Origin of the sequence: Streptomyces sp. NPDC059743 (assembly GCF_042732975.1) — a bacterium.
In the GTDB taxonomy this organism is placed as follows: Bacteria; Actinomycetota; Actinomycetes; order Streptomycetales; family Streptomycetaceae; genus Streptomyces.
Map to the genome: position 1 here is coordinate 116269 of NZ_JBHWGS010000021.1, position 21897 is coordinate 138165.

General features: G+C 69.8%; 23 protein-coding genes and 1 pseudogene. 10 read left to right on the top strand and 14 right to left on the bottom strand.

All coding sequences use genetic code 11. The features are described 5' to 3' along the window. Window positions 1-27: 27 nt before the first annotated feature. From ACFV6H_RS31680 to ACFV6H_RS31690, 3 genes are all read right to left on the bottom strand, one after another. On the bottom strand, window positions 28-1059 hold the full coding sequence (locus ACFV6H_RS31680; protein WP_385549171.1) for a hemolysin family protein: 1032 nt from the start codon (window positions 1057-1059) through the stop codon (window positions 28-30). After that, complete coding sequence (locus tag ACFV6H_RS31685; RefSeq protein WP_385549174.1) at window positions 1056-2390, bottom strand: hemolysin family protein; 1335 nt, start codon at window positions 2388-2390, stop codon at window positions 1056-1058. Before ACFV6H_RS31685 ends, ACFV6H_RS31680 begins: the two co-directional genes overlap by 4 nt. Window positions 2391-2579: 189 nt before the next feature. After that, window positions 2580-3980: an LCP family protein gene (locus ACFV6H_RS31690; RefSeq protein WP_385549285.1), complete on the bottom strand. Its 1401-nt coding sequence runs from the start codon at window positions 3978-3980 to the stop codon at window positions 2580-2582. 296 nt (window positions 3981-4276) lie between these two features. Between ACFV6H_RS31690 and ACFV6H_RS31695 the strand changes: the two genes are divergently transcribed. Beyond that, the gene (locus ACFV6H_RS31695; protein ID WP_384792935.1) at window positions 4277-4858 is read left to right on the top strand and encodes a TerD family protein; all 582 of its coding nucleotides are present in this window, start codon (window positions 4277-4279) and stop codon (window positions 4856-4858) included. A gap of 84 nt (window positions 4859-4942) precedes the next feature. On the opposite strand, the gene ACFV6H_RS31700 is transcribed toward ACFV6H_RS31695, so the two are convergent. From ACFV6H_RS31700 to ACFV6H_RS31720, 5 genes are all read right to left on the bottom strand, one after another. Beyond that, entirely contained in the window at window positions 4943-5815 is an 873-nt protein-coding gene (locus ACFV6H_RS31700; RefSeq protein WP_385549288.1) for an alpha/beta fold hydrolase, read from the bottom strand. A 244-nt stretch (window positions 5816-6059) separates the two neighbouring features. Continuing rightward, window positions 6060-6914: a YhjD/YihY/BrkB family envelope integrity protein gene (locus tag ACFV6H_RS31705; protein ID WP_385549178.1), complete on the bottom strand. Its 855-nt coding sequence runs from the start codon at window positions 6912-6914 to the stop codon at window positions 6060-6062. Between the two features lie 93 nt (window positions 6915-7007). Beyond that, a complete protein-coding gene (locus ACFV6H_RS31710; protein WP_385549182.1) occupies window positions 7008-7784 on the bottom strand; it encodes a PIG-L deacetylase family protein in 777 nt (258 codons plus the stop codon). Next, window positions 7781-8434 (bottom strand): papain-like cysteine peptidase, encoded by a 654-nt coding sequence (locus ACFV6H_RS31715; RefSeq protein ID WP_385549185.1) that lies wholly within the window; start codon window positions 8432-8434, stop codon window positions 7781-7783. The genes ACFV6H_RS31710 and ACFV6H_RS31715 overlap by 4 nt, the downstream gene beginning before the upstream one ends. Window positions 8435-8463: 29 nt before the next feature. Beyond that, window positions 8464-9684, bottom strand: a complete 1221-nt coding sequence (locus tag ACFV6H_RS31720; RefSeq protein ID WP_385549188.1) for a hypothetical protein — start codon at window positions 9682-9684, stop codon at window positions 8464-8466. Between the two features lie 277 nt (window positions 9685-9961). Between ACFV6H_RS31720 and ACFV6H_RS31725 the strand changes: the two genes are divergently transcribed. Next, window positions 9962-10780, top strand: coding sequence for a lipase family protein (locus ACFV6H_RS31725; protein WP_385549191.1), 819 nt, complete (start codon window positions 9962-9964; stop codon window positions 10778-10780). A gap of 76 nt (window positions 10781-10856) precedes the next feature. On the opposite strand, the gene ACFV6H_RS31730 is transcribed toward ACFV6H_RS31725, so the two are convergent. Next, window positions 10857-11213, bottom strand: a complete 357-nt coding sequence (locus ACFV6H_RS31730; protein WP_384792914.1) for a PRC-barrel domain-containing protein — start codon at window positions 11211-11213, stop codon at window positions 10857-10859. Window positions 11214-11350: 137 nt separating this feature from the next. Between ACFV6H_RS31730 and ACFV6H_RS31735 the strand changes: the two genes are divergently transcribed. Further along, window positions 11351-11839 (top strand): GNAT family N-acetyltransferase, encoded by a 489-nt coding sequence (locus ACFV6H_RS31735; RefSeq protein WP_384792911.1) that lies wholly within the window; start codon window positions 11351-11353, stop codon window positions 11837-11839. Between the two features lie 25 nt (window positions 11840-11864). Here ACFV6H_RS31735 and ACFV6H_RS31740 read toward each other — a convergent pair whose 3' ends face one another. Then, the gene (locus tag ACFV6H_RS31740; RefSeq protein ID WP_385549196.1) at window positions 11865-12572 is read right to left on the bottom strand and encodes a phosphatase PAP2 family protein; all 708 of its coding nucleotides are present in this window, start codon (window positions 12570-12572) and stop codon (window positions 11865-11867) included. Continuing rightward, complete coding sequence (locus ACFV6H_RS31745) at window positions 12569-13231, bottom strand: DedA family protein (protein WP_385549199.1); 663 nt, start codon at window positions 13229-13231, stop codon at window positions 12569-12571. The genes ACFV6H_RS31740 and ACFV6H_RS31745 overlap by 4 nt, the downstream gene beginning before the upstream one ends. A gap of 115 nt (window positions 13232-13346) precedes the next feature. Between ACFV6H_RS31745 and ACFV6H_RS31750 the strand changes: the two genes are divergently transcribed. Then, window positions 13347-13781, top strand: coding sequence for a BlaI/MecI/CopY family transcriptional regulator (locus ACFV6H_RS31750; protein WP_385549202.1), 435 nt, complete (start codon window positions 13347-13349; stop codon window positions 13779-13781). Further along, entirely contained in the window at window positions 13778-14725 is a 948-nt protein-coding gene (locus tag ACFV6H_RS31755; RefSeq protein ID WP_385549205.1) for a M48 family metalloprotease, read from the top strand. The genes ACFV6H_RS31750 and ACFV6H_RS31755 overlap by 4 nt, the downstream gene beginning before the upstream one ends. A gap of 258 nt (window positions 14726-14983) precedes the next feature. On the opposite strand, the pseudogene ACFV6H_RS31760 reads toward ACFV6H_RS31755, so the two are convergent. Then, window positions 14984-15379: pseudogene (locus ACFV6H_RS31760) on the bottom strand (hypothetical protein); the annotation flags it as partial. Window positions 15380-15674: 295 nt separating this feature from the next. Here ACFV6H_RS31760 and ACFV6H_RS31765 point away from each other — a divergent pair. The 3 genes from ACFV6H_RS31765 (at window position 15675) to ACFV6H_RS31775 (ending at window position 18232) form a co-directional block, all read left to right on the top strand. After that, window positions 15675-15992: a helix-turn-helix transcriptional regulator gene (locus ACFV6H_RS31765; protein ID WP_093605198.1), complete on the top strand. Its 318-nt coding sequence runs from the start codon at window positions 15675-15677 to the stop codon at window positions 15990-15992. Continuing rightward, entirely contained in the window at window positions 15989-16915 is a 927-nt protein-coding gene (locus ACFV6H_RS31770; protein WP_385549209.1) for an SRPBCC family protein, read from the top strand. The genes ACFV6H_RS31765 and ACFV6H_RS31770 overlap by 4 nt, the downstream gene beginning before the upstream one ends. Window positions 16916-17122: 207 nt before the next feature. Beyond that, window positions 17123-18232: an acyltransferase family protein gene (locus ACFV6H_RS31775; protein WP_384987230.1), complete on the top strand. Its 1110-nt coding sequence runs from the start codon at window positions 17123-17125 to the stop codon at window positions 18230-18232. Between the two features lie 107 nt (window positions 18233-18339). Here the strand turns inward: ACFV6H_RS31775 and ACFV6H_RS31780 are convergent, their stop codons facing one another. Then, complete coding sequence (locus ACFV6H_RS31780; RefSeq protein ID WP_384987228.1) at window positions 18340-18795, bottom strand: tellurite resistance TerB family protein; 456 nt, start codon at window positions 18793-18795, stop codon at window positions 18340-18342. Window positions 18796-18935: 140 nt separating this feature from the next. Here ACFV6H_RS31780 and ACFV6H_RS31785 point away from each other — a divergent pair, with 140 nt between their 5' ends. Then, complete coding sequence (locus ACFV6H_RS31785) at window positions 18936-19649, top strand: dienelactone hydrolase family protein (protein ID WP_385549213.1); 714 nt, start codon at window positions 18936-18938, stop codon at window positions 19647-19649. Between the two features lie 49 nt (window positions 19650-19698). On the opposite strand, the gene ACFV6H_RS31790 is transcribed toward ACFV6H_RS31785, so the two are convergent. Next, the gene (locus tag ACFV6H_RS31790) at window positions 19699-20649 is read right to left on the bottom strand and encodes a UbiA family prenyltransferase (protein WP_385549216.1); all 951 of its coding nucleotides are present in this window, start codon (window positions 20647-20649) and stop codon (window positions 19699-19701) included. 183 nt (window positions 20650-20832) lie between these two features. Between ACFV6H_RS31790 and ACFV6H_RS31795 the strand changes: the two genes are divergently transcribed. Continuing rightward, on the top strand, window positions 20833-21885 hold the full coding sequence (locus ACFV6H_RS31795) for a type III polyketide synthase (RefSeq protein ID WP_384987222.1): 1053 nt from the start codon (window positions 20833-20835) through the stop codon (window positions 21883-21885). The last annotated feature ends 12 nt before the right edge of the window (window positions 21886-21897 follow it).

The window sequence follows — 21897 nt, forward strand, 5'->3', positions numbered from 1 at the left end:
GCACCGGCCGTTCGATACGCGGCGCGCCTACTGCGCGGCCGGTGAGTCGGGCGCCGGGCCGACCAGTTCGTCCAGGACGTCTTCCATGGTGACAAAGCCGATGACGGTTCCCTTGTCACCGGTCACGGCCGCGAGATGCGTCCCGGCGGCGCGCATCGCCGTCATGGTGTCGTCCAGCGGAGTGTCGATCTCGACCCGGATCACCGTGTGCAGCGCACTGCGGGGAAAGGGCCGGGTGCGCTCGGCGGCACCGAGCGCGTCCTTGATGTGCAGATAGCCGAGGATCGTGTCGTCGGGCCCGGTCACCGGCAGCCGGGAGAAGCCGGAGGACGCGGCGGCGCGCTCCAACTCCTGCGGTGTGATCCGGTGGTTGACGGTGACGGTCCTGTTGAGCGGGACCATCACCTCGCCCGCCGGGCGCGTACCGAGCTCCAGGGCGTCCCGCAGCCGCTCCCCGTCCGCCGGATCGAGCAGCCCGGCCTCGCTGGAGTCCTTGACCAGCCGGGCGAGTTCGTCGTCGGTGAAGACCGACGCCACCTCGTCCTTGGGCTCCACCTTCAGCAGCCGCAGGATGGCGTTGGCGAACGCGTTGATCCCGAAGATCACCGGACGCAGCGCACGGGTCAGCGCCACCAGGACGGGCGCCAGCGCGAGCGCGGTCGACGCGGGCGCCGCCAGCGCGATGTTCTTCGGCACCATCTCGCCGATCAGCATGTGCAGATAGGTCGCCAGAGCCAGCGCGATCACAAAGGCGATCGGATGGATCAGCGCCTCCGGCACACCGATCGTCTCGAACGGCGGCTCCAGCAGATGCGCGATCGCCGGCTCGGCGACGGCGCCCAGCACCAGCGAGGAGATGGTGATACCGAGCTGTGCGGTGGCCATGGCCGCCGACAGATGCTCAAGTCCCCACAGCGTGGTCTTCGCACGGCGGCTGCCCTTGACCGCCAGAGGCTCGATCTGGCTGCGCCGTACGGAGATGAGAGCGAACTCCGCACCGACGAAGAACGCGTTGGTGAAGAGGGTGAACACGCCGACGGCGAGCTGCAGAACGGTCATCGGGCGTTCTCCGTGAGGTCGTTGGCCGGGGCGGACGCGGTGATCCGCACCCGGTCGGCGCGCCGGTGCTCTATCCGCAGGACGTCGAACCGCCAGCCGTCGATCTCCAGTGTGTCGGCGACGACGGGCAGCCGCTCCAGCCGGGTCGCGAGCAGGCCCGCGAGTGTCTCGTAGGGACCGTCCGGCGCGTCGAGGCCGATCTCGGCGAGCTGGTCGAGCCGGACTCCGCCGTCCGCCTCCCAGACCTGGCGGCCGTCCGCGGTCGGCTCCTTCGGAAGCAGATCGGGCGTCTCGTCCGGATCGTGCTCGTCCCGTACCTCTCCGACGACCTCCTCGACGATGTCCTCCACGGTGGCGACACCGGCGGTGCCGCCGTACTCGTCGATCACCACGGCCATCGTCCTCGCCTCCCGCAGCCGCCGCAGCAGCCGGTCGACCGGGAGCGAGTCGGGGACGAGCAGCGGGCCGGTGGCCAGCTCGGTGACGGGAGTGTGGTCACGGCGGGTCTCGTCCAGCGCGAGGACATCGCGGATATGGACGGTGCCGATGACCTCGTCCAGCGTGTCGCGGTAGACCGGGAACCGGGACAGACCGGTGGCCAGGGTCAGCCGGGCGGCGTCACCCGCGGTGGCATGGGCCTCCAGGGCCCGGACATCCACCCGTGGCGTCATCACGTTCTCCGCGGTCAGCTCGGCGAGATGCAGTGTCCGTACGAACAGCTCGGCCGAGTCCGCCTCTATGGCGCCTTCCCGCGCGGAGTGGCGCGCCAGGGCGACCAGCTCCTCGGGTGTACGGGCGGAGGCCAGCTCCTCGGCGGGCTCCAGCCCGAACCGCCGTACGAGCCGGTTGGCGGTGTTGTTGAGATGCCGGATCAGCGGCGCGAAGGCTGCGGTGAAGCCGCGCTGCGGTCCCGCCACCACCTTGGCGACGGCCAGCGGGCTGGAGATCGCCCAGTTCTTCGGCACCAGCTCACCGATGACCATCAGCACCACCGTGGACAGGGCGACACCGAGCAGGGTGGCGACGGTGGAGACAGCGCCCTGCGGCAGGCCCGTGGCCTCCAGCGGGCCTTTCAGCAGCACGGCGAGGGACGGCTCCGCGAGCATCCCGATGACCAGGGAGGTCACCGTGATGCCGAGCTGGGCGCCGGAGAGCTGGAAGGTCAGCCGCCTGGCCGCCGCCAGCGCACCGGCGGCGCCACGCTCGCCCGCCGCGACGGCACGCTCCAGCTCGCCGCGCTCGACGGTGGTCAGGGAGAACTCGGCCGCGACGAACACCGCACAGGCGAGGGTGAGCGCGAGGGCGAGGAGCAGCAGAAGCACTTCGGTCACCGTGCCACCTCCGCCCCTGGGCTCGTCGGGACGGGAATGACACGGCTCGTACTGGGAGGCTCACCCATTGCGGGACCGCAGCTCCTTCTCGGATCAGATGGTGGGAACGGGGTGGGCACCCCGGTCCCTTCATAGTAAAGGAATCGCAAAGCTGTGCTGCCCGGTGGCCGACGTCGGCCACCGGGCTGTTCATCGGAGGGCATCGAAGTCCGGGCCCACGGTCAGTGTCACCACTCCCGCAGCGGCCTGTGCGTCCTCGCGCGCGACACCGCCCGGCAGCCGGGAGGCCAGCACCTCGGCCGCCGCCCGGAGGCCCGGCGGATGAGTGACCGTGGTCCGCTTCGTGTGCTCGGGCGCGTTGCCGACGCCCGTGACGGTGAATCCTGCCGTGCGCAGGGTGTCCGCGACCTTCGCGGCCCGTCCCGGAACGCCGGTGCCGTTGAGGACCTGGACCCGTACGGTGTGGGCGTAGACCGGGTCCTTGGAGTCGGCCGTCAGCCGCTCCTTGTCGACCTCCTCGTCCTTGGCCAGCGCCGTGAACAACTCGGCGGCCTGCGGATACTGCCAGACGACATTGGCCTTGTCGGTCGGCACATCGAGCTCGCGCACATAGTTCGGCACGGTCAGAAACGTCAGCCGGTCGCCGGGAATGCCCTTGATCTCGGAGGCGAGACCGGAGAGCGGTTTGATGCCCGCCAGCTCCTTGTCCGTGGTCAGTGACTCGGTGGCGGAGTCCAGAAAACCGTACAGCGCTTTCGGGCTGGTCAGTTTGGTCTGGGCCTTGGCGGCCAGGGCCTCCATGAACTCCTGCTGTCTGCCGATGCGTCCCAGGTCCGAGCTGTCCCCGAGGCTGTAGCGCGTGCGCACATAGCCGAGGGCCTTCTCGTCCTTGACGGTCTGGCAGCCGGCGTCCAGATCGAGATGGGCCTTGGTGTCGTGGATCGCCGCCTCGGGACAGACCTCGATGCCGTCCAGCGCGTTGACCATGCCCTTGAAGCCCTGGAAGTCGACCGACATGAAGTGGTCGATACGCAGTCCGGTGTTCTGCTCCACGGTCTTGATGGTGCAGGCGGCGGCGCCGGCGATCTCGCCGCTCGTACCGCCGATGGCGAAGGCCTCGTTGATCTTGAAGTGGTGCGGTGCGGAGCGGCTGCCGTTGCCTCGGTCGCAGGCCGGTATGGCCACCCAGGAGTCACGCGGGAGCGAGACCACCGTGGCCCATTTCCGGTCCGCGGCCAGATGCAGGACCATCAGTGTGTCCGACTGCATGGTGGTGAGGCCGCTGCCGTACTTCGCGTTGTCACCGGCCCGTGAGTCGGAGCCCACGACCAGGATGTTCTTGGAGCCGGGACTCGAATTGACCGGCCGCCCGCCGCCGACCTTGTTGTCGACGTCGGCGGAGTGGATATTGCCGTTGAGGTCCTGGTAGACCCAGGCCGCGGTGCCCGCCACGGCGATCAGCCCGACGACGAGGACCGCGCCGGACCAGACGGCTATTCGTCCGCGCCGCGTCAGTCTGGTACGGGGCGCGCCATGGGCGGCGCGCCGGTTCCCGCTCCCGTCGGGGCCACGCTGTTTCCCGGATTCCATCTCCACGCTGTTCCTCCGTCCCCCGTACCGGCCTGCCCGCCGCTCACTGCCCGCTGTCCAGGCCCTCTCGGCCCGTCGGCCATGCCGGTCATCGCCCTGTGCGATTCGTGCACTCTACTTTCTCTACAGACGTGTAGAGAAAGCCGGGTGGTTGCCCGTGTGACGGGCTGCCGCCATCGCCGCGCCCTTGGGCCGCCAACTTCTACAGTGCTGTAGATTTACGTGGTGTCACCCGGGCCGGAAGGTCCGCCGGGCGTCCGGTGTGCCCGGTTCCGGGACGGATGAAGGGAAGCGATATGAGCGTCAACCTCGCCAAGGGCCAGCGGATCAGTCTGACCAAGTCCGGCGGAGGTGAACTCACCGTCATCCGGATGGGGCTGGGCTGGAAGTCCGCGCCGCGCAAGGGTTTTTTCGCCAGAATGACCGCGCGCGAGATCGACCTGGACGCCTCGGCGCTTCTCTTCGCCGGTCAGCAGGCCGTCGATGTCGTCTACTTCCAGCATCTGATCAGCGACGACGGTTCCGTACGGCACACCGGCGACAACCGGGTCGGCGGTGCGGGACAGGGCGGCGACGACGAGTCGATCGTCGTGGACCTCCAACGCGTTCCCGTCCATGTCGACCAGATCGTCTTCACGGTGAACTCCTTCACCGGGCAGACCTTCGAGGAGGTCGAGAACGCCTTCTGCCGACTGGTCGACGAGACCAACGGCCAGGAGCTGGCACGCCACACACTCACCGGCGGCGGGCGGCACACCGCCCAGATCATGGCCAAGGTGTACCGCTCGGACACCGGATGGCAGATGGCCGCCATCGGCAGCCCCGCCGAGGGCCGTACGTTCCAGGACCTCATCCCGGCCCTCGCGCCGCACCTCTAGCCGGTCCCGCACTTCTGGTGCCGATCACGGGCCGAGGCGTGCCGTCCCCACACGGCACGCCTCTCCGGCGGGTGCGCACCCGGTTCAGACCGGCAGCGCGCGGCCCAGGAAGTCCCTCATCAGCGCGGTGACCGCCGGGAGCTCGCTCTCCAGCAGGAAGTGCCCGCCGTCGAGCAGATGCACCTCGGCATCGGGCAGATCGCGCCGGAAGGCCCGTGCGCCGTCGGGCCCGAAGATCTCGTCGTTACGGCCCCAGACCGCGAGCAGCGGTACCTGTGTCGTACGGAAGTACTCCTGCACCTGCGGGTAGAGCGCGACATTCGTCGGATACTCGCTGAACAGCTTGAGCTGGACGTCCATACTGCCGGGACGGCTGACCAGCATATGGTCGTGCATCCAGGTGTCGGGACTGACCAGACTCGTATCCGGCACCCCGTGCGTGTACTGCCACCGGATGCCCTCCAGGCTCAGCGCGCCACGCAGCGGAGCCGCCTTCTCCTCGGTCATGTCCTCCGCGTAATCCCACAGCGGTTTCCAGAACGAGTCGACGAACCCTTCCGTATAGGCGTTGCCGTTCTGTGAGACGACCGCCGTGATCCGGGTGGCGTCGCGCAGCGCCAGCCGCCAGCCGACCGGCGCGCCGTAGTCCTGTACGTACAGGGCGCACCGCCGGATCCCGATCGTGTCGAGGAAGCCCTCCACGGCATCGGTCAGGGCGCCGAAGGTGTAGTCGAACCGCTCCACGGGCGGCATGGCGGAGTAGCCGAAGCCCAGCAGGTCCGGCGCGACCACGTGATAGCGATCGGCCAGCAGCGGGATGAGACCGCGGAACATGAACGAACTCGCGGGCGCGCCGTGGAGCAGTACGACGGCGGGCGCCGTGGCGTCCCCGGCCTCACGGTAGAAGACCGCTTGGCCGCCCACGTCAACGGTGCGATGGTGCACGACAGTCATGATCCAACCTCCTGGGCGCCGACGGCGGGACGGTCCTCGATCCGCTCACTGACGGACTCGATCTGCTCGCTGAGGACGACGCTGCCAGACAACGGCCCACTCGGCACGGCGGGAGAGCGGGCGGAGGAACGGGTGGAAGAACGGGCGGTGGAACGGGCGGGGGAACGGGCGGGGGAACGGGCGGAGGGAACGGGCGCGGGCGGCGGAAGTGGCCACGCCGCGGGCGGTACGCCGCCGGTGCCGCGGATCAGATCTCCTCGGTCTCGATCTCGCGCTGGAGCCGCAGATGCGTGCGGTGCTCGTGGTAGAGCCGGCCCACCAGCGCGCTCCCGTAGACGACGAAGCCGACCCCGACGAGCCAGGACTGGAGCACCAGCACCGTGCCGAACGGACCGTAGGTGACGGCGTTCGCGGCGATCAGCGGCGAGAAGACCAGCCGGGAGAACACCCGCAGACCGAGCAGTCCCAGGGCGGTCGCGATGGCGCCGGGGATCAGGGCGCGCCAGCGGACCCGGCCCGCGAGAAGGAAGCGCTGGGACCACCAGAAGAACAGGAACGTCGCGATCAGATCGCCCACCGTGGAGAGAGTCAGTTCGATGACGGACTGGGAGGTGATGGACGTGTTGACGAAGACCATGAGGAAGAAGACCAGCATCGCGAGCCAGACGACATGGCGCCACATGGTGTGCCAGCGGGCCGTCGGCAGCTCCCAGGCCTTCTCGTAACCGGTCTGTACGGCCGAGCCGAAGGTCAGACCGAACGCGGCGAGCGCGGCGAGACCGAACGCCGTCGTACGCTGCAACGCCTGTCCCGGTCTGCTGAAGAGCTGCTGGATCTGCTCCTGCGACGACCCCGACACCCCGAGTCCCTGTCCCAGCCAGCGGGCGAAGCCCTGGCCGCTCGCCGGATCGGCCGCGGCGACCAGGACCAGCAGGGGCACCAGCGTCAGAAAGCCGAGCGCGGCGAAGCTCATGGCCCGGTGCATCAGCTCCATCTCACGGCCGCGGTTCCAGGCGAGTCCGGCGGGCGATGTGATGATCCTGCTGTACACGCGCTCCAGCCGGTGCCTGAGTTCGGCCGCACCGAGACGCTTTCGGGTCATGTGTCGTCTACTACCCCGGCGGGCGCCACGCTCTGTCCAGGGCCCCCGGATGGGGGTGCCCTCCGTACTCTCTGTGCCCTCTGTGCCCTCCGGTCATCCGCGTTCCTCCAGCGCCCAGACACGCTCGGCGCGCAGCGGACCGCCACGGGCCAGCACACTGCCGTGGTCGACGGCGAGCGGCGCGAGCTGTGAGGCGTAGCACTGCACCGCCGCGCGCTTGGCCGCCCACTGCTCGTCGGAGAGATTCAGCTCGTGCGCGACCCGCAGTACGAAACGGCTGTCGAGATCCTGGTAGGCCACTCCGAAGTCGACATCCTTGGCGAGCGCCGCGTCCGTCCCGGGAGTGCCCCACTCCGGCAGATGACCGGTGTACGGCAGATCGGCGTAGACGAGAGGGAGCGGTCTGCCGAGACCGGCGAGTATGTGCAGGGCACGGTCGCGCACCTTCGCGTGATCGGGCTGATTGGTGCTCAGCGGGATCAGCAGCCGGGTCTCGGGAGCGAGGGCCGTGAGATAGGTGTCGATCTCATGGAGCACGCCTCCGTCCTGGTAGGGACCGTCCGGATGTCCCAGCGGGACACACGCCGCACCGAGCAGCGCACAGGCCCGCGCGTCCTCCGCCCGCCGCGCGTGATGCGCCTCGCCCGCCGAGGAGAAACCGCACGTGCTGTCCCACCACGAGACGTCATGGCCGGGCGAGGGCGCGCCGCCGTGGACGGTGACGACGGTGACCGGTGAGCCGAGCGCCGGGATCAGACCAGCGAGGGACAGCACGGCGTCGTCGAAGTGCGGGGAGAGGATCACGGTGGCGGGCGGGGCCGCTGTCGGCCGGGACGTGGTCATACGGGAGTGCTCCTGTCGGTCGGTCATGGTGCTGAGCTGCTGAGCTGGTGGTGAGCCGCCGGCCGTGGACCGCCGGCGAACCGTACGTCGCGGAGGGCGGCGTCCCACTGGGCGTCGTCGCCCTGCCACCGCCCGGGAGCGGCGGCCACGGTGCCCCAGCCGATCCCGGGACCGAGCGCGTCCGCGTCCGAAGGCGGCGTACGGCGCAGCCAGAGCAGATCGAAGCGGTGCTCCGGGTGCGCCGTCGCGATGACCAGCCGCAGTCGGCGTAGATCGGCCGCGGCGAGTTCGTCGAAGGCGTCGTGATGGATGTACAGCACTCGCGCGGACGAACCGGTGAGCGTACGCCAGCGGTCGGCGAGCGCGGCGAACTTGGCCCGGACGGAGCCGAGTTGGCCGTCGATGTCGTCACTGTTGAGCGTGGTGCCCGAGGAGGGACGGAAGTCATGGAAGAACCGGATGTCGGAGCCGCGGTCCAGCGCGCAGAGCCCGTCGCTGAACGGTTCGACCATGCCGGGCCGCAGGACGTTGGTGAAGTCGGCGGCGATGGTCTCCACGACGGACTCGAAATCGAGATCGAGCCAGTCGAAGAAGTGCGCGCGGTCGTCGCCGGTGATACGGCGGATCTGATAGGTGGATTCGCAGTGGTAGCCGAGACCGACGAGCCGGTCGTACATATCCGCTCTCCCGGAGGTCAGTCGGTCGGTCAGCCGGCCGTGCGCCGCAGCAGCAGTCCCACACTGCCGCGCTTGCTCAGATAGGCGCGTCCCGCGCAGACGGTCTCGACCTGCGGAGGTACCAGCACGGTCTCCTCGTCCGCCCGCCAGAGCGTGGACCGTTCGAGCCAGGGCCGTAGCCGGGAGGTGAGCGCCTCGGGTTCGAGGGCGACGAACACCCGGTCCGTGGCGAGTCCGTCGAGCAGCGCGAGATCCTGGCCGTAGTAGAGCATCTCGATCAGCAGATGGGCCGCGGCGTGTGGCGGGCCGTCCTCCTTGGCCAGTTCGGCCAGATCGGCGCCGTCCACGGTGACTGTCTCGGAGCCGGTGAACGCGGCGGTGAGCCGGTCCCTGAACGCGGAGTTGGGCTCGGTGGCCCGTACGGTGAAGCCCGTGGCGGCGAGCCGACGGGTCAGCGCGCCCTCACAGGCGCCCACCTCCACCAGAGGGCCCTCGGCGCCGGCGCAGTGGTCCCGTACCCAGGCCGCGGTGGCGTCCAGCCGCCGTTCCTCGTACGGCGAACTGCCGAACTCCCAGGGGTCCACGACGGACGCGGCCTCGTCGTCCAGGCTGGCCATCAGGGCGTAGAGCCGCTCGCGCTCGGCGGGATCCGCGTCGAAGAAGCGCTCGGCGGCCGGGATATGCGGAGTCTGGACGACATAGTCGGGATCCCGCTCGGCCAGCAGATGCCCGCACGAGCGGTTGACGAAGTCCAGCTTGGTGGCGATCAGGTGCCGGGGCAGCGGACGGTCGAGATCGCTGAGGAACTGGAGATACGGCGAGTAGCCGACGGCATGGCGCAGTTCGGATCCGCCGTCGGGACGGCCGGCGTGGGCGAGGGCGGTGTCACGGCCGAGCCGTCCGCGGCTGCGCCGGGTGTCCGCCGGAGAGTGTGTCCAGATCCGGACGGTCTCCCGGCTCCGGCCGTCGTGGGCGTACGGACCGTCCTGGCCGTCGCGCCAGGCTCCGGCCCGGGAGAGGAGACCGGCGAGGACCTCCGGGCCCGGTGCGGCGATGCCGTCGGTCACGGGCCGGACATGGGAGGCGAGCAGCGTGAGCCGCTCAGCCGTGTCGGTTCCCGCGGCGAGTGTCAGTATCTCGGCGCGGTCGCCGAGGATCACCCGGGTCTCACCGCCGTGGTCGTCGGTGAGTACGGACAGGAAGTCGAGGACGGCGTCCTCGGCCCGGAGTACGACAACGATATCAATCACGGCACTTCGGTCCTCGGTACAGAGCCGACGGAGGGAGCGGGACAGGGTGAGGCCGGTCGGGGGAGGGCTCGTGACGGGATGTCGGCTGGCAGGGACCCTAGCGGGCGCCCGGGTATGTGGTCCAGACCAATCGGGGCGGTGATCGCCGAATTTCAGCCATCCGGCGAGTGCTTCCGTGCGCCGCCCTTGTGGGTGAACGCGGTTCCGTGGCGAGCCAGAAAAGTGGCAAATCATATGACTTGACACTGAGTGCCCGTATAAGCCCGGAGGTTCTCCCATGCCACTCGCCCCGATCGACCATCAGACGACCGGTTACCAACTGTCGCACGCCTACTGGCTGGCCAAGGCCTCGGAGCTGGCCTACCGCGACCGGGACACCGCCCGGGCCGCCCTGGCGGAATGGGGGTTCGACCGGTTCCGGCACTTCGAGTCACGGCACGAGATGCCGTTCCCGCTGGAGGACACCCAGGCGTACACCGCCGCCAGTGACCGGATGATCATCACCGCGTTCCGTGGGACGACTCCTCATGAGATCCGCGACTGGCTGACCGACGGCAACACACCGCCCGTACCGGGCCCCGGCAACAAGGGCTTCGTCCACTACGGCTTCCACCAGGCGCTCGCCTCCGTCTACCCGGATGTACGCGACACCATCGAGGAGTTCCGTACCCGCGACCAGACCGTGTGGTTCACCGGCCACAGCCTCGGCGGCGCGCTCGCCATGCTCGCCGGCACCCGGCTGTACTTCGAGGAGCCGAGGATCCTGGCCGACGGCATCTACACCTACGGCCAGCCCCGCACCTGTGACCGGCTGCTCGCCGCCGCGTACAACACCGCCCTGAAGAACCGTACATACCGTTTCGTCAACAACAACGACATCGTTCCGCAGGTCCCGCCGGCGCCGCTCTTCACCCATGTGGACACCGTCAAGTACTTCGACTCGCACGGGAAGATCCATGACCGGCTGCCGTTCGTCGATGTCCTCAGGGACCGGGTGACGGGCCGTACGGCCGATCTGTTCGCGCCTGCCTCCGACGGCATCCGTGACCACTTCATGCCCGCCTATCTGGCGAACCTGGAGAAGAACCTGGTCTGAGGAGCGGTCGGCGGCGGTCTTCGGGCCCTGCCCGACGGGCAGGGCCCGAAGACCAGGGCCCGGAGACCGGCCCGCTTCAGCGGCGGGCGAGCCGGCGCTCACCTGCCGCGCCGGTCGTGTAGGGCAGTCCGTAGTGCGAGAAGACCTGCGGTTCGTCCTGGGCGAGCAGCTCTCCGTCGGTGTCGATGGAGGGAGCGTCCTTGGCGAGGTTTCTGTCCCAGGTGACCTTCAGATAGCCGGGACCGACCGTGGCATCGCCCAGCGGGACAAAGACCAGACGCCGCCTGGTGGGCAGCCCGACGGTGACGGTGGCGAACGACGGCGCGTCCGTCGCGGTGTCGACATAGACGGCTTCCAGTGAGCCGATCTTCTTCTTGTCGGCGTCGACCACATCGTGGCCCCGCCACTCCCGAATGTCCTCGGCTTCGAACATGAGCGATCGCCTCTTTTCGGATATCCCCTCTCTCTCGGTCATTATCCTGCAAAAAGAGCAAGCCGCCCGAGGGCCTGCCCTTCCTGCCTCGCGAAACGCATTGGCGGACCGGTGAGCGGTGGCGGCATGCTGGCCCTATGTTGATCAGGGAAGCCACCGCCGAGGACTGGGCCGCCATCTGGCCCTTCTTCCATGAGATCGTCGCCGCGGGCGAGACGTTCTCCTATCCGCTCGACCTCGACGGGACCGAAGGCCGTGAGTGGTGGCTGCTGGCGGCTCCGAACCGTACCGTCGTCGCCGTGGACGAGGCCGGTACGGTCCTCGGCACCGCGAAGATGCAGAACAACCAGATGGGCAACGCCGCGCATGTCGCCACGGCCAGCTATATGGTCGATCCGGCGCGGTCGGGACGCGGAGTGGGCAGGGCGCTGGTCTTGTACACGCTCGACTGGGCCCGTGCGGCGGGCTTCCGCTCGATCCAGTTCAACGCCGTCGTCGAAACCAACACATACGCCGTGAAGCTGTACGAGTCGCTCGGCTTCGAGATCCTGGGCACGGTGCCGGAGGGATTCCGGCATCCCGCGCAGGGCTATGTCGGACTGCACATCATGCACCGCGCGCTCTGAGCACTCAGCGCTCCTGAAGCCGCTCCTATCTGCCTTCGCCTCTGCTGTCGTTCATGTCGCTTCCGTCGCTCCGGTCTCGCGGCAGCAGCCGCCCGAGAGGGATCAGCGCCACGCCGAGGCCGAGCCAGGTGCCCGCGTACAGCCAGCCTCCGAGGACATCGGTCGCCCAGTGCACGCCGAGATAGATCCGGGTCAGCCCGACGGCGACGGCCCAGCAGACGATCAGCGCGCAGAGCGTGTACGTCGGAGACCTCCGGCCGCCGCGGTGCAGTACGGCCCAGACCAGCAGGCCCGCCACCAGCGCCGAGGTCGTGGCGTGTCCGGAAGGGAATGCGTAGCGGGAGGCATGGGTCGCCCAGTCCGCCACCGGTGGCCGCGGCCGGTGGACGCCGTACAGGACGCCGTAGCGGACGGCCTGCGCGGCCAGGAGGAAGGCCAGCGCGCCGGCCGCCGCCACCAGCCGCTGCCGTATGCCCCGGCCCATCAGCAGACCGGCCGCGACCGCGCCCAGATAAGGGAGGATTCCTGTGCCGGTCGCCGTGATGCCCCGGGCCACCGCCGTGGCCTCGGCCGGGCGGTGGCCCACCGACCAGTCGAGCGCGTCGCGGTCCACCGGGAACGGCGCGCCGTTCCGGCCGGCCACCACCACCGCCAGCGCGGCGAAAACGGCCGCGAGGAGCGCGGTGACACCCAGCGGGCGCAGCGCCACCGCTCTCGTGTCCGCCGCGGTCAACGGGTCTCTCCCTGGGACGTACGGCGTGAGCGCAGCACCTCCAGCACCAGCGGAATGAGCGAGACGACGACCACAAGCGCGACGATCGGCAGCAGATAGCGGTCGACGTTCGGTACGGACGAGCCCAGCGCGTATCCGGCCAGTACGAGTCCGATCGTCCAGACCACGCCGCCGACGATCTGCCAGAGCGTGAAGAGGCGCGCGGGCACGTTCAGCGCGCCGGCCAGCGGGTTCAGCACGGTCCTTACGACCGGTACGAAACGGGCCAGCACGATGGCCTTGGCATGGCCGTACCGGTCGAGCAGCTCCTCGGCGCGGGCCGCGCCCTCGTGGAGCTTGCGGGCCCGGCTGCGGGCCAGCAGCGCCCGGCCGCCGCGCCGGCCGATCCAGTAGCCGGTCTGCGCTCCGAGCAGCGCGCCGACGGCCGAGGCGATGAGCACCTGAGGCAGCGAGAGATGCGCGGGACCTGTCGCGCCGGGCACGCACAGCAGCCCGGCGGTGAAGAGCAGGGAGTCGCCGGGAAGGAAGAATCCGATCAGCAGGCCGGTCTCTGCGAAGAGAACGACGGCGATGCCGAGGGCGCCGAACGCGGAGAGCAGGGATCCCGCGTCGAGGAGATTCACGGCTTGTGGCATCGCGGCGAGCGCGGATACGGCCATAAGGAGGCTGCTCCCATAATGGTGGGCAGGGGAATCCTGCGTGACGATCTGATTGTCTACAGTGCTGTAGACGGTCTACTTCACTGTAGACGAAGGAAACAGGAGGAGCGTTCCCATGGGCGACGAGAGCGCGGAGCGGCGGCCGGCCGGCGAGCTGGAAGCCGGTGTGCTGGCGGCGCTGTGGGCCGCCGGGGGACCGCTGACGCCGGGCCAGGTCCAGGGAGCGCTGGAGATGTCGCTCGCCCGGACCACCATCACCACGATCCTGTCGCGGCTGTACGAGAAGGGCACCGTCACCCGGGTCAGAGAAGGCCGTGGCTACGCCTACACGCCGACCGAGGACGCTCCCGGACTGACCGCCCGCCGTATGCACTCGGAGCTGGCCAAGGACGAGGACCGCAGCGCGGTGCTCGCCCGTTTCGTCTCCCAGCTCAACGACGAGGACGAGCGGCTGCTGCGCTCGCTGCTGGACGGCGGGGACATCGCGCCGGACGGCGGGCCCGGGTTCGGCGCCGAGGAGTCCCGGCCGGCCGACGGGCGGGCCGGATGATCTACCTCGTCTGGGTGCCGCTGCTGATGCCCTTCCTCGCCGTGCCCGCCGCGCGGCGGCTCGCGGCGGCCCTGCCGCCTCGCCACGCAGCATGGCTGCTCACCGCCGTCGCGCTGGTGCTCGCCGTCAGCAGTTCGGCCGCGCTGGTGCTGCTTGTCGTCCCGGGCGCCTCGTATCTGCCTCCCGTGGCCGTGCTGGGCGAACTTCTCGAACCGCTGACGGCGGGACCGCCGGCCGTCACCGTCGCGCTCGCGCTCACCGCCGGAGCCCTGCTGGTCCGGCATACGGCCGCACTGACCGCCGCCGCATACCGCGCCCGTACGGAGCTGCGCCGGGCCAGAAGCGCCACGGGCGGTACGGACGGTGAGCTGGCGGTCGTACGGGACAGCCGGCCCGACGCGTACGCGCTGCCGGGACGGCCCGGCAGGATCGTCGTGACCACGGGCATGCTGCACGCCCTGGAACCGGCCGAGCGCGAGGCGCTGTTCGCGCATGAGCGCGCCCATCTCCGCGGCCGTCACCATCTCTTCCTCACGGCCGTGGAGCTGGCCGCTCACTGCCATCCCGCCCTGCGCGCCCTCTGCGAGCCGCTCCGCTACGCCCTGGAGCGCGCCGCGGACGAGGCAGCGGCGGCGGCCGTCGGTGACCGGCGCCTCGCCGCCCGCGCCATCGGCCGGGCCGCCCTCGCCGCCCGCCACGGCCAGGCGCATGGGCCCGCGCGCCCGCGCGCCGTCCTCGCGGCGACGGCGGGCCCGGTGCCTCGCCGGGTCGCCGCGCTGCTCGGCGGCGCGGTGAGCGGCCCGCCGGTCCGGCCGCGGACCGGACGGCTGATCGCGGGCGCGCTGCTGTGCTGTGTGACGCTGTCCGGTGCCACGGCGGTGGGCGCGGCGAATGACCTCCATACGCATATCGAAATCGCGCAGGGAGAAAGCGCGGCGGACTGAGCGGACCGGGCCGTAGGTGTGAGGTGGCGGGCCGGGATCACCGGGAGCGTTTCGCTCCCTCCTCCGGGCCCGCCGGGAAATTCATCCGTACAGCCGTCCCAGCCGGATGGTTTCGCCGAGGGATTCCTCGCCCGTCAACCGCTGCCGGTCGGTGTGGCCCGGGCGTCTTCGGTACTCATGGCCTCCGGCCGCCGCAGTCGCCGCGGAAGCCGCCAACGGGCGCTCCTCGCGGTGTGTTTCCGGTCCCGGGGCGGCGCCGAGCAGAACCGGAAGCGCCCGGTCCATTCTCAGCGCGTCCACCGATTCCGCGAGCAGTTCATATTCCGTGGTGTCGTCACGTGTGGCGACACGCAGCAGCCTTCCGGCGGCCAAATGCTCGGCGACCAGGTCCTGGTGGGCCACATCGTCCCGCCAGGCCCGGAGCATCGCTGGTACGTCCGGTACGCTCTCCGCCACCGGAACGAGAGCTCCCGCCGGAAAATGCGCGCTTTCCGGGCTGGGATCGAGTCGTTCGGCGATCCAGGTCGCACGGTCCCGCAGCCACCACAGTGCAAGTGCCAGAGTGGGAGCGCGATATGTGCCGAGGGGTACGCCGATACGCTGTCCACCGCAGACTCCATATGCGGTGACATGACACAGGAATTCGTCATGCACGGCCGCTCTCCTTGCGCCGTTCTGTGAGGCCGGACGGTCTGGGCCGCAATTCTTCGCAGTGACATCGCGCGGTACCGCAGGGCGATTCCGGAGGCCGATTTCCCCAGTGGGCGGAGATCGGCCTTCGAAGGCCCGAAGTTACAACTATGAAGGCATTGCTGACGCCCTGTCACGAGGCGGATCCGGCCAGAGTGGCGCTCCTTTACGGTGTCGATGGCCGAAACCTCACGTAATCGCGTGGAGACACACTGTGCATGGCTGGCAGGCTATATAGCCGCTCGGGTATGTTCGGGCCATGTCCATACCGTTCGACGTCCTCGCAGAGCCGAACCGGCGGAAGATCCTCGATCTTCTCCTCGACCGTCCGCACACGGTCGGGCAGCTCACGGAGCGGCTCGGGCTGAGCCAGCCCGGCACCTCGAAGCATCTGAAGGTGCTGCGCGACGCCGGTCTTGTCGAGGTCCGGCAGGACGCCCAGCGCCGCTGGTACGAGCTGCGGCCCGAGCCTCTCGCGGAACTCGACACCTGGCTCGCCCACTACCGGCATCTATGGTCCGGCGCGCTCGACGCGCTCGAACGGCAACTCGACGCGATGGAGGACGACTCCCCATGAACACCGACCCGCCCCACGAAATCCCGCAGGATCCCACTGCTTCCGGCCGCGCCTCCGATCCCACGCCCGATCCCGTGTCCGACGCCGCCCTCTTCGCCTCCGCCGACGGCCGCACCTCCCTGCGGATGGAGCGCAGGCTCGCGCATCCTCCGGAGAAGGTGTGGGCCGCGCTCACCGATCCCGTCGCGCTCGCGCGGTGGTTCCCGTCCGAGGTGGCCGTGGACCTCGTACCGGGCGGTGCGATGGGCTTCCGCTTCCCGGGTGACGCGGCACCGGGCATGACCGGCACCGTCACGGATGTCGACAAGCCACGGCTTTTCGCCTTCACCTGGGGCCGCGACCATCTGAGCTGGACCATCACTCCCGACGGCGAGGGCTCATTGCTCACTCTCGTCCATACCTTCGGCGACCGTCCGGGCGCGGCGAGCTTCGCCTCCGGCTGGCATCTCTGCATCACCGCGCTGGACCGGCTGCTCGGCGGCGGGCCGGTCGAGACCGCTCATGACCGGAGCGGTGAGCTGCACGAGTCCTATGTGAAACGGTTCGGCCTCGACGGCGGCACCGCTGAAAGGACCGAGGGCGGCAGCCGGATCCGCTTCGAACGCCAGCTCGTACGGCCGGCCGAGACGGTCTGGGCCGTGCTGTCGGCCGGAATCGAGCCGGTGGCCGGGCTGCCCGTCCCGGAGGGCTTCACCGCGGAGAAGGTCCCGGCGGGCCCTGTCGCGGAGGTACGGGCGCCGAACTCGCTCACCTACACCTGGCAGCCGCGCGGAACGGTCACCTGGGAGCTGGGGAAGGGCACGGGACATGGCGCCCGGCTCGTCCTCGTCCAGACCGGCCCGGAGGACTTCGACACGGACGCGGCCCTTGCCGCTTGGCGCACCCGTATCGACCGGCTCGCGGAGGAACTGGTGCGGACATAGAGCTGGGCGCGTAGACGAGTCTCGGGCGCCCTCGCGGCGCCCGGCCGCCGTCGGCTCGTTCCCCTACGTGGTGACCTCTGGGCGACACCCGGGTTAACAAGTGGTTGACGCACTCGTTAGGGTGCCTTGAATGTTCGCTCCGCTTATTCCTCCCACATCTCTGCCAAGAGGCGTATCCGCCGCGCCAGGTTCCCCTGGGGAGGCGCCATGACGCAGATCACCGAGCAGTCGGCACGGCCCGTGCCGGGCACCTCGGCGCAGACGCCGACGGCTGCCGCCGCGGCGGCTCCGGGGGCCAGGAGCCGGGACGCCTTCTTCGACAACGCCAAGTATCTGGCGATCGTCCTGGTCGCCGTCGCGCACGCGTGGGAGCCACTGCGAGGCGGCAGCCGTGCGGTCTCGGCGCTCTATATCGTTGTCTACACCTTCCACATGCCGGCATTCATCATCATCTCCGGCCACTTCTCCCGGAGTTTCGACTTCCGGCCCGACCGCGTGCGCCGGCTGATCACGGGCATCGCCGTCCCGTACATCGTCTTCGAGGTCGCCTACAGCCTCTTCCACCGCTGGGCCGCGGACGATCCGGACATGCCGGTCAGTCTGCTTGATCCGTGGTATCTGACCTGGTTCCTGCTCGCGCTGTTCGTCTGGCGGATGACGGCGCCCATCTGGCGGCTGGTCCGCTGGCCGCTTCCGCTCGCCCTGGCGATCGCCGCGCTGGCCACCACCTCACCGCAGATCGGCGACGACCTCGATCTTCAGCGGCTCCTTCAGTTCCTGCCGTTCTTCGTCCTCGGCATGGTGCTGAAGCGCGAGCACTTCCGGCTCGTCCGCCGCCGCGCGGTGCGGATCGCCGCCGTGCCGGTCTTCGCCCTCGCCGTCGTCTTCGCCTACTGGGCCGTCGTGCGGATGAACATGGCGTGGTTCTTCCACCGTGACAGCGCGCAGGAACTGGGCGCGCCCTGGTGGACCGGCGTGCTGATGACCTTCGCGCTCTTCGGCTGCTCCCTCGTCCTGACCGCCTGCTTCTTCGCCTGGGTGCCCGGTCGGCGGCTCTGGGTCACGGCCCTGGGAGCCGGCACGCTCTGCGGCTATCTGCTGCACGGATTCCTCGTCAAGAGCGCGAGCATCTGGGGCTGGTACGACGCGGAGTGGCTGCACCGGCCCGTCGGCGCGGTCTTCATCTCGATCCTCGCCGCCGTGGTCGTCACCCTGCTCTGTACGCGACCGGTCCAGCGGATCTTCCGGTTCGCCCTGGAGCCAGAGATGGCCTGGGCCTTCAAGAAGGAGCCCGCGAAGGAGCACTCGAAGAGCTGACGCCTCGGTCCGGTCCGGGGACGCCTGTGCGGGGCGGTGGCCAGGCGCGGCCACCGCCCTGTCGCGTACGACGCCTCAGCGTCTTAGCGTTTCAGCGGCACAGCGCTTCAGAGGTCGAACTCGTGCGGAGGCAGGTCCAGCGCATAGCAGGCCTCCCGGACCACGGCCTGCTCCTGCTGGTCGAAGTGGCCGTCCGCGCCGCCGATGACAATGCCGATCTGGATGACCGCCCGCGCCTCGGCGGGCTTCTTCTTGGCCTTGGCGATCTCCTGGAGAACACCGACCTTGCCGAACGCGAAGTCGGCGGTCAGCTTGTCCAACGACGCGTCGAAGCGCCGCTGGAGATCCTCCGCCGGGAAGTTGCGCAACACCTCATTGGTGGCGATCAGGGACGCGACCCGCTGCCGCTCCGCGGGATCGACCGAGCCGTCCGCCGCGGCGACCAGGGCGCACATGGCCATGCTCGCGTCGCGGAAGGCGCCGCTCTTCAGATCGTTCTTCTTCGCCACGAGCTGCGACTGCATCGTCGTGGCTGATTCCTTGAACCGGTCCCACAGGGCCATTCCGTCATCTCTCCTCAGGTGGTGCGCAGAGCCACTCGTACAACGTCCGGCACCGCCGCCACGTGCCCGCGCCCTTACGATCTTGGTGTCACCGGCCATCCGGTCCCGGTGTCACCCGTCACCGTTGAGGAGCGCCGCCCATGGCCACCGATCCCACCTTCCAGAACGTCTCGTTCCCGAGCGCCGGAGCCACCGCGTACGGCTATCTCGCCATGCCGCCCGCCGGACACGGTCCCGGCGTCATCGTCATCCAGGAGTGGTGGGGACTGACCGCTCATATCAAGGATGTCACCGACCGCTTCGCGCAGGCGGGCTTTGTCGCGCTCGCTCCCGATCTGTACGGCGGCCGGGTCGCCCACGACTCCGACGAGGCGCTGCGCATGATGTCCCAGCTGCCCACCGAGCGAGGCGTCGAACTGCTCTCCGGCGCGGTCGACCATCTGCTCTCGCGGCCTGGGACAGATGGCGACACGGTCGGTGCCGTCGGCTTCTGCATGGGCGGCGGATTCGTTCTCCAGCTCGCCGCCGTCGACGAGCGGATCTCCGCCGCCGTACCGTTCTACGGCGTCATCCAGGACGGCATGCCGGACTTCTCGCGTCTCAGGGCGCAGATCCTCGGCCACTACGGCGAGGACGACCACACCGTGCCGCCCGAGACGCTGGACCGGCTCCGGGCCACGATCGAGGACCAGTCAGGCATCGTGCCGGACTTCAGGCTGTATCAAGGCGCGGGACACGCCTTCTTCAACGACACCCGGCCTCAGGTGTACCGCGCCAAGGAGGCGGAACTGGCGTGGGAACGTACGATCGCCTTTCTCCGCGACCGGCTCGCTCTGTCCGCCGCCACCGGCTGAACGACGCCGACTGAATGACACCGATGAACCGCTGCCGACCGTGGTCGCCTCAGGAGAGAGCCGTCCCCTGCCACAGCAGCAGCGCGACATCGACGCCCGCGACCAGGATCGCCGCGAGGAAGGGAAGCCTCGGCCGGTGACGGCCCATCAGCGAGCCGCCGATCCCGGCGACCAGGGCCACGGCGACGGCGACGGCACTGAGCGCGCCCGGCCGGCCGAGCACGAGCAGGACCGTCGCCGCCACCAGCGGCGCGGGCAGCAGCAGCCTTGTCCGGGCCGGTCCCAGCCGCTGCGGCCAGCCGCGTACGCCCAGAGCCAGATCGGAGTCGATGTCGGGCAGTACGTTTCCGAGATGCGCGCCGATGCCCACCAGCGCCGCCGCGGTGACGATCCACCAGGCAGGCCGGGGCTGCCCGGGCAGACCGAGCGTCACAAAGACGGGCAGCGCGGCGAAGCCGACCGCATACGGCAGCCAGGACAGGACCGTCGACTTGAGGCGGAGGTTGTACGTCCATGCCGCGGCCACCCCGACGAGATGCACCGCACCGGCGAGCCGCCCGTACGCGAGGGACAGCGGTACGCAGAGGGCCAGCGCGATCAGCGCGGCGGCTCCCACGGCCCGCGCGCTCACGGCCCCGCGTACCACGGGCTTGGCGCTCCGTCCGGCCGTGGTGTCGCGCGCCGCGTCGAGCGCGTCGTTGCTCCAGCCGACCGACAACTGTCCGGTCAGCACGGCGGCGGCCACCAGCGCACATCCGGACGCGTCCTGCCCTGCGGCCACCGCGAGTCCGGTGATCAGCAGTGTCACCGCGGCCGTGGGCCCCGGGTGGCACGCGCCCAGCAGGGCGGCGGCCCGGCGTGGCCACCGTCCCGGTGCGCCGCCGCGCGGCCCTCGGCCGATGCTCTCCGTCCGGCCGGAAAGGCCCGTCCCGCCCGAGGGAGCCGTCCCGCTCGAAGGAGCCGTCCCGTCGGCCGCGTCCACCGCGTCGATAGCGTCCACGCGGTCATCGTAGGCAGGGCGCGGTAACCATACGAGTACACCGGCGTCCCACCCGTCCGGCGGCGGATCCGCGCGATACCGCTCTCGCGGGGCCGTACAGGCGACTTCGCGTGTGATGCGGCGGTGCGGGGGCAGGGATGGCTCGTCAGCCGCCCTCGACCGTCCCTCGACCTCGGACCGCAGATGACTCGCATCGCAGCCGTCCATGGAGCCCTGGCTCCGTATCAGCATTCCCAACAGGACCTCACGGACATGGTCGCCAGGGCCTGTCTGCCCGGCACCGTCGACCGCCGGGTACTGGACCGGCTGCACAGCAGTGCGCGCGTGCTCACGCGCCATACGGCCCTGCCTCTTGACCAGTACGCGGAACTGAAGGACTTCGGCGAGGTCAATGACGCCTTCATCGCCACGGCCGTACCGCTGGGAGCCGAGGTCGTCGGCGGAGCGCTGGACGCGGCTGGTCTCTCCCCACGCGATGTCGATCTGCTGATGTTCACCTCGGTGACAGGGATCGCCGCGCCCTCGGTGGACGCGCGCCTTGTGCAACGGCTCGGTCTGCGTCCCGATGTCAAACGAGTGCCGGTGTTCGGACTCGGCTGTGTGGCGGGCGCGGCGGGAGTCGCCCGGCTCCATGACTATCTGCTCGGACGGCCCGACGATGTGGCCGTCCTGCTCTCGGTCGAGCTGTGCTCGCTCACCTTCCAGCGAAACGATCCTTCGCCCGCCAATCTCGTGGCCTCCGGGCTCTTCGGTGACGGCGCGGCGGCCGTGGTCGCCTGCGGATCCCGGCGCCGCGCCGCCGGTCCCGTCGTCATCGACACCCGCAGCCATCTCTATCCGGACACCGAGGAGGTGATGGGATGGGACATCACCGGCTCCGGCTTCCGTATCGTCCTGGACGCGAGCGTTCCCGACCTCGTACGCAAGAACCTTCCCGAAGAGGTCGACGGATTCCTGGCCGAGCACGGTCTGCGGCGCCAGGACATCACCGCGTGGGTGTGCCATCCGGGCGGGCCGAAGGTGCTGGAGGCCGTCGAGGAGGCTCTCGAACTGCCCGACGGAGCGCTCGACATGACCTGGCGTTCACTGGCGGCCGTGGGAAACCTCTCCTCGTCGTCCGTGCTGCACGTGCTCCGCGACACGCTGGAGCAACGGCAGCCACCGCCCGGGACCGCGGGGCTGATGCTCGCCATGGGGCCGGGATTCTGCTCCGAACTGGTGCTGCTCCGGTGGTAGCGCCGGACGGGC

Excerpts from the sequence above, each read along its gene's own strand:
- ACFV6H_RS31695 (WP_384792935.1), top strand. The coding sequence starts at position 4,277 with ATGAGCGTCAACCTCGCCAAGGGCCAGCGGATCAGTCTGACCAAGTCC.
- ACFV6H_RS31755 (WP_385549205.1), top strand. The coding sequence starts at position 13,778 with ATGATCTACCTCGTCTGGGTGCCGCTGCTGATGCCCTTCCTCGCCGTG.
- ACFV6H_RS31690 (WP_385549285.1), bottom strand. The coding sequence starts at position 3,980 with ATGGAATCCGGGAAACAGCGTGGCCCCGACGGGAGCGGGAACCGGCGC.
- ACFV6H_RS31775 (WP_384987230.1), top strand. The coding sequence starts at position 17,123 with ATGACGCAGATCACCGAGCAGTCGGCACGGCCCGTGCCGGGCACCTCG.
- ACFV6H_RS31750 (WP_385549202.1), top strand. The coding sequence starts at position 13,347 with ATGGGCGACGAGAGCGCGGAGCGGCGGCCGGCCGGCGAGCTGGAAGCC.
- ACFV6H_RS31770 (WP_385549209.1), top strand. The coding sequence starts at position 15,989 with ATGAACACCGACCCGCCCCACGAAATCCCGCAGGATCCCACTGCTTCC.
- ACFV6H_RS31735 (WP_384792911.1), top strand. The coding sequence starts at position 11,351 with ATGTTGATCAGGGAAGCCACCGCCGAGGACTGGGCCGCCATCTGGCCC.
- ACFV6H_RS31780 (WP_384987228.1), bottom strand. The coding sequence starts at position 18,795 with ATGGCCCTGTGGGACCGGTTCAAGGAATCAGCCACGACGATGCAGTCG.
- ACFV6H_RS31785 (WP_385549213.1), top strand. The coding sequence starts at position 18,936 with ATGGCCACCGATCCCACCTTCCAGAACGTCTCGTTCCCGAGCGCCGGA.
- ACFV6H_RS31745 (WP_385549199.1), bottom strand. The coding sequence starts at position 13,231 with ATGGCCGTATCCGCGCTCGCCGCGATGCCACAAGCCGTGAATCTCCTC.
- ACFV6H_RS31730 (WP_384792914.1), bottom strand. The coding sequence starts at position 11,213 with ATGTTCGAAGCCGAGGACATTCGGGAGTGGCGGGGCCACGATGTGGTC.
- ACFV6H_RS31725 (WP_385549191.1), top strand. The coding sequence starts at position 9,962 with ATGCCACTCGCCCCGATCGACCATCAGACGACCGGTTACCAACTGTCG.
- ACFV6H_RS31715 (WP_385549185.1), bottom strand. The coding sequence starts at position 8,434 with ATGTACGACCGGCTCGTCGGTCTCGGCTACCACTGCGAATCCACCTAT.
- ACFV6H_RS31795 (WP_384987222.1), top strand. The coding sequence starts at position 20,833 with ATGACTCGCATCGCAGCCGTCCATGGAGCCCTGGCTCCGTATCAGCAT.
- ACFV6H_RS31710 (WP_385549182.1), bottom strand. The coding sequence starts at position 7,784 with ATGACCGACCGACAGGAGCACTCCCGTATGACCACGTCCCGGCCGACA.
- ACFV6H_RS31680 (WP_385549171.1), bottom strand. The coding sequence starts at position 1,059 with ATGACCGTTCTGCAGCTCGCCGTCGGCGTGTTCACCCTCTTCACCAAC.
- ACFV6H_RS31705 (WP_385549178.1), bottom strand. The coding sequence starts at position 6,914 with ATGACCCGAAAGCGTCTCGGTGCGGCCGAACTCAGGCACCGGCTGGAG.
- ACFV6H_RS31765 (WP_093605198.1), top strand. The coding sequence starts at position 15,675 with ATGTCCATACCGTTCGACGTCCTCGCAGAGCCGAACCGGCGGAAGATC.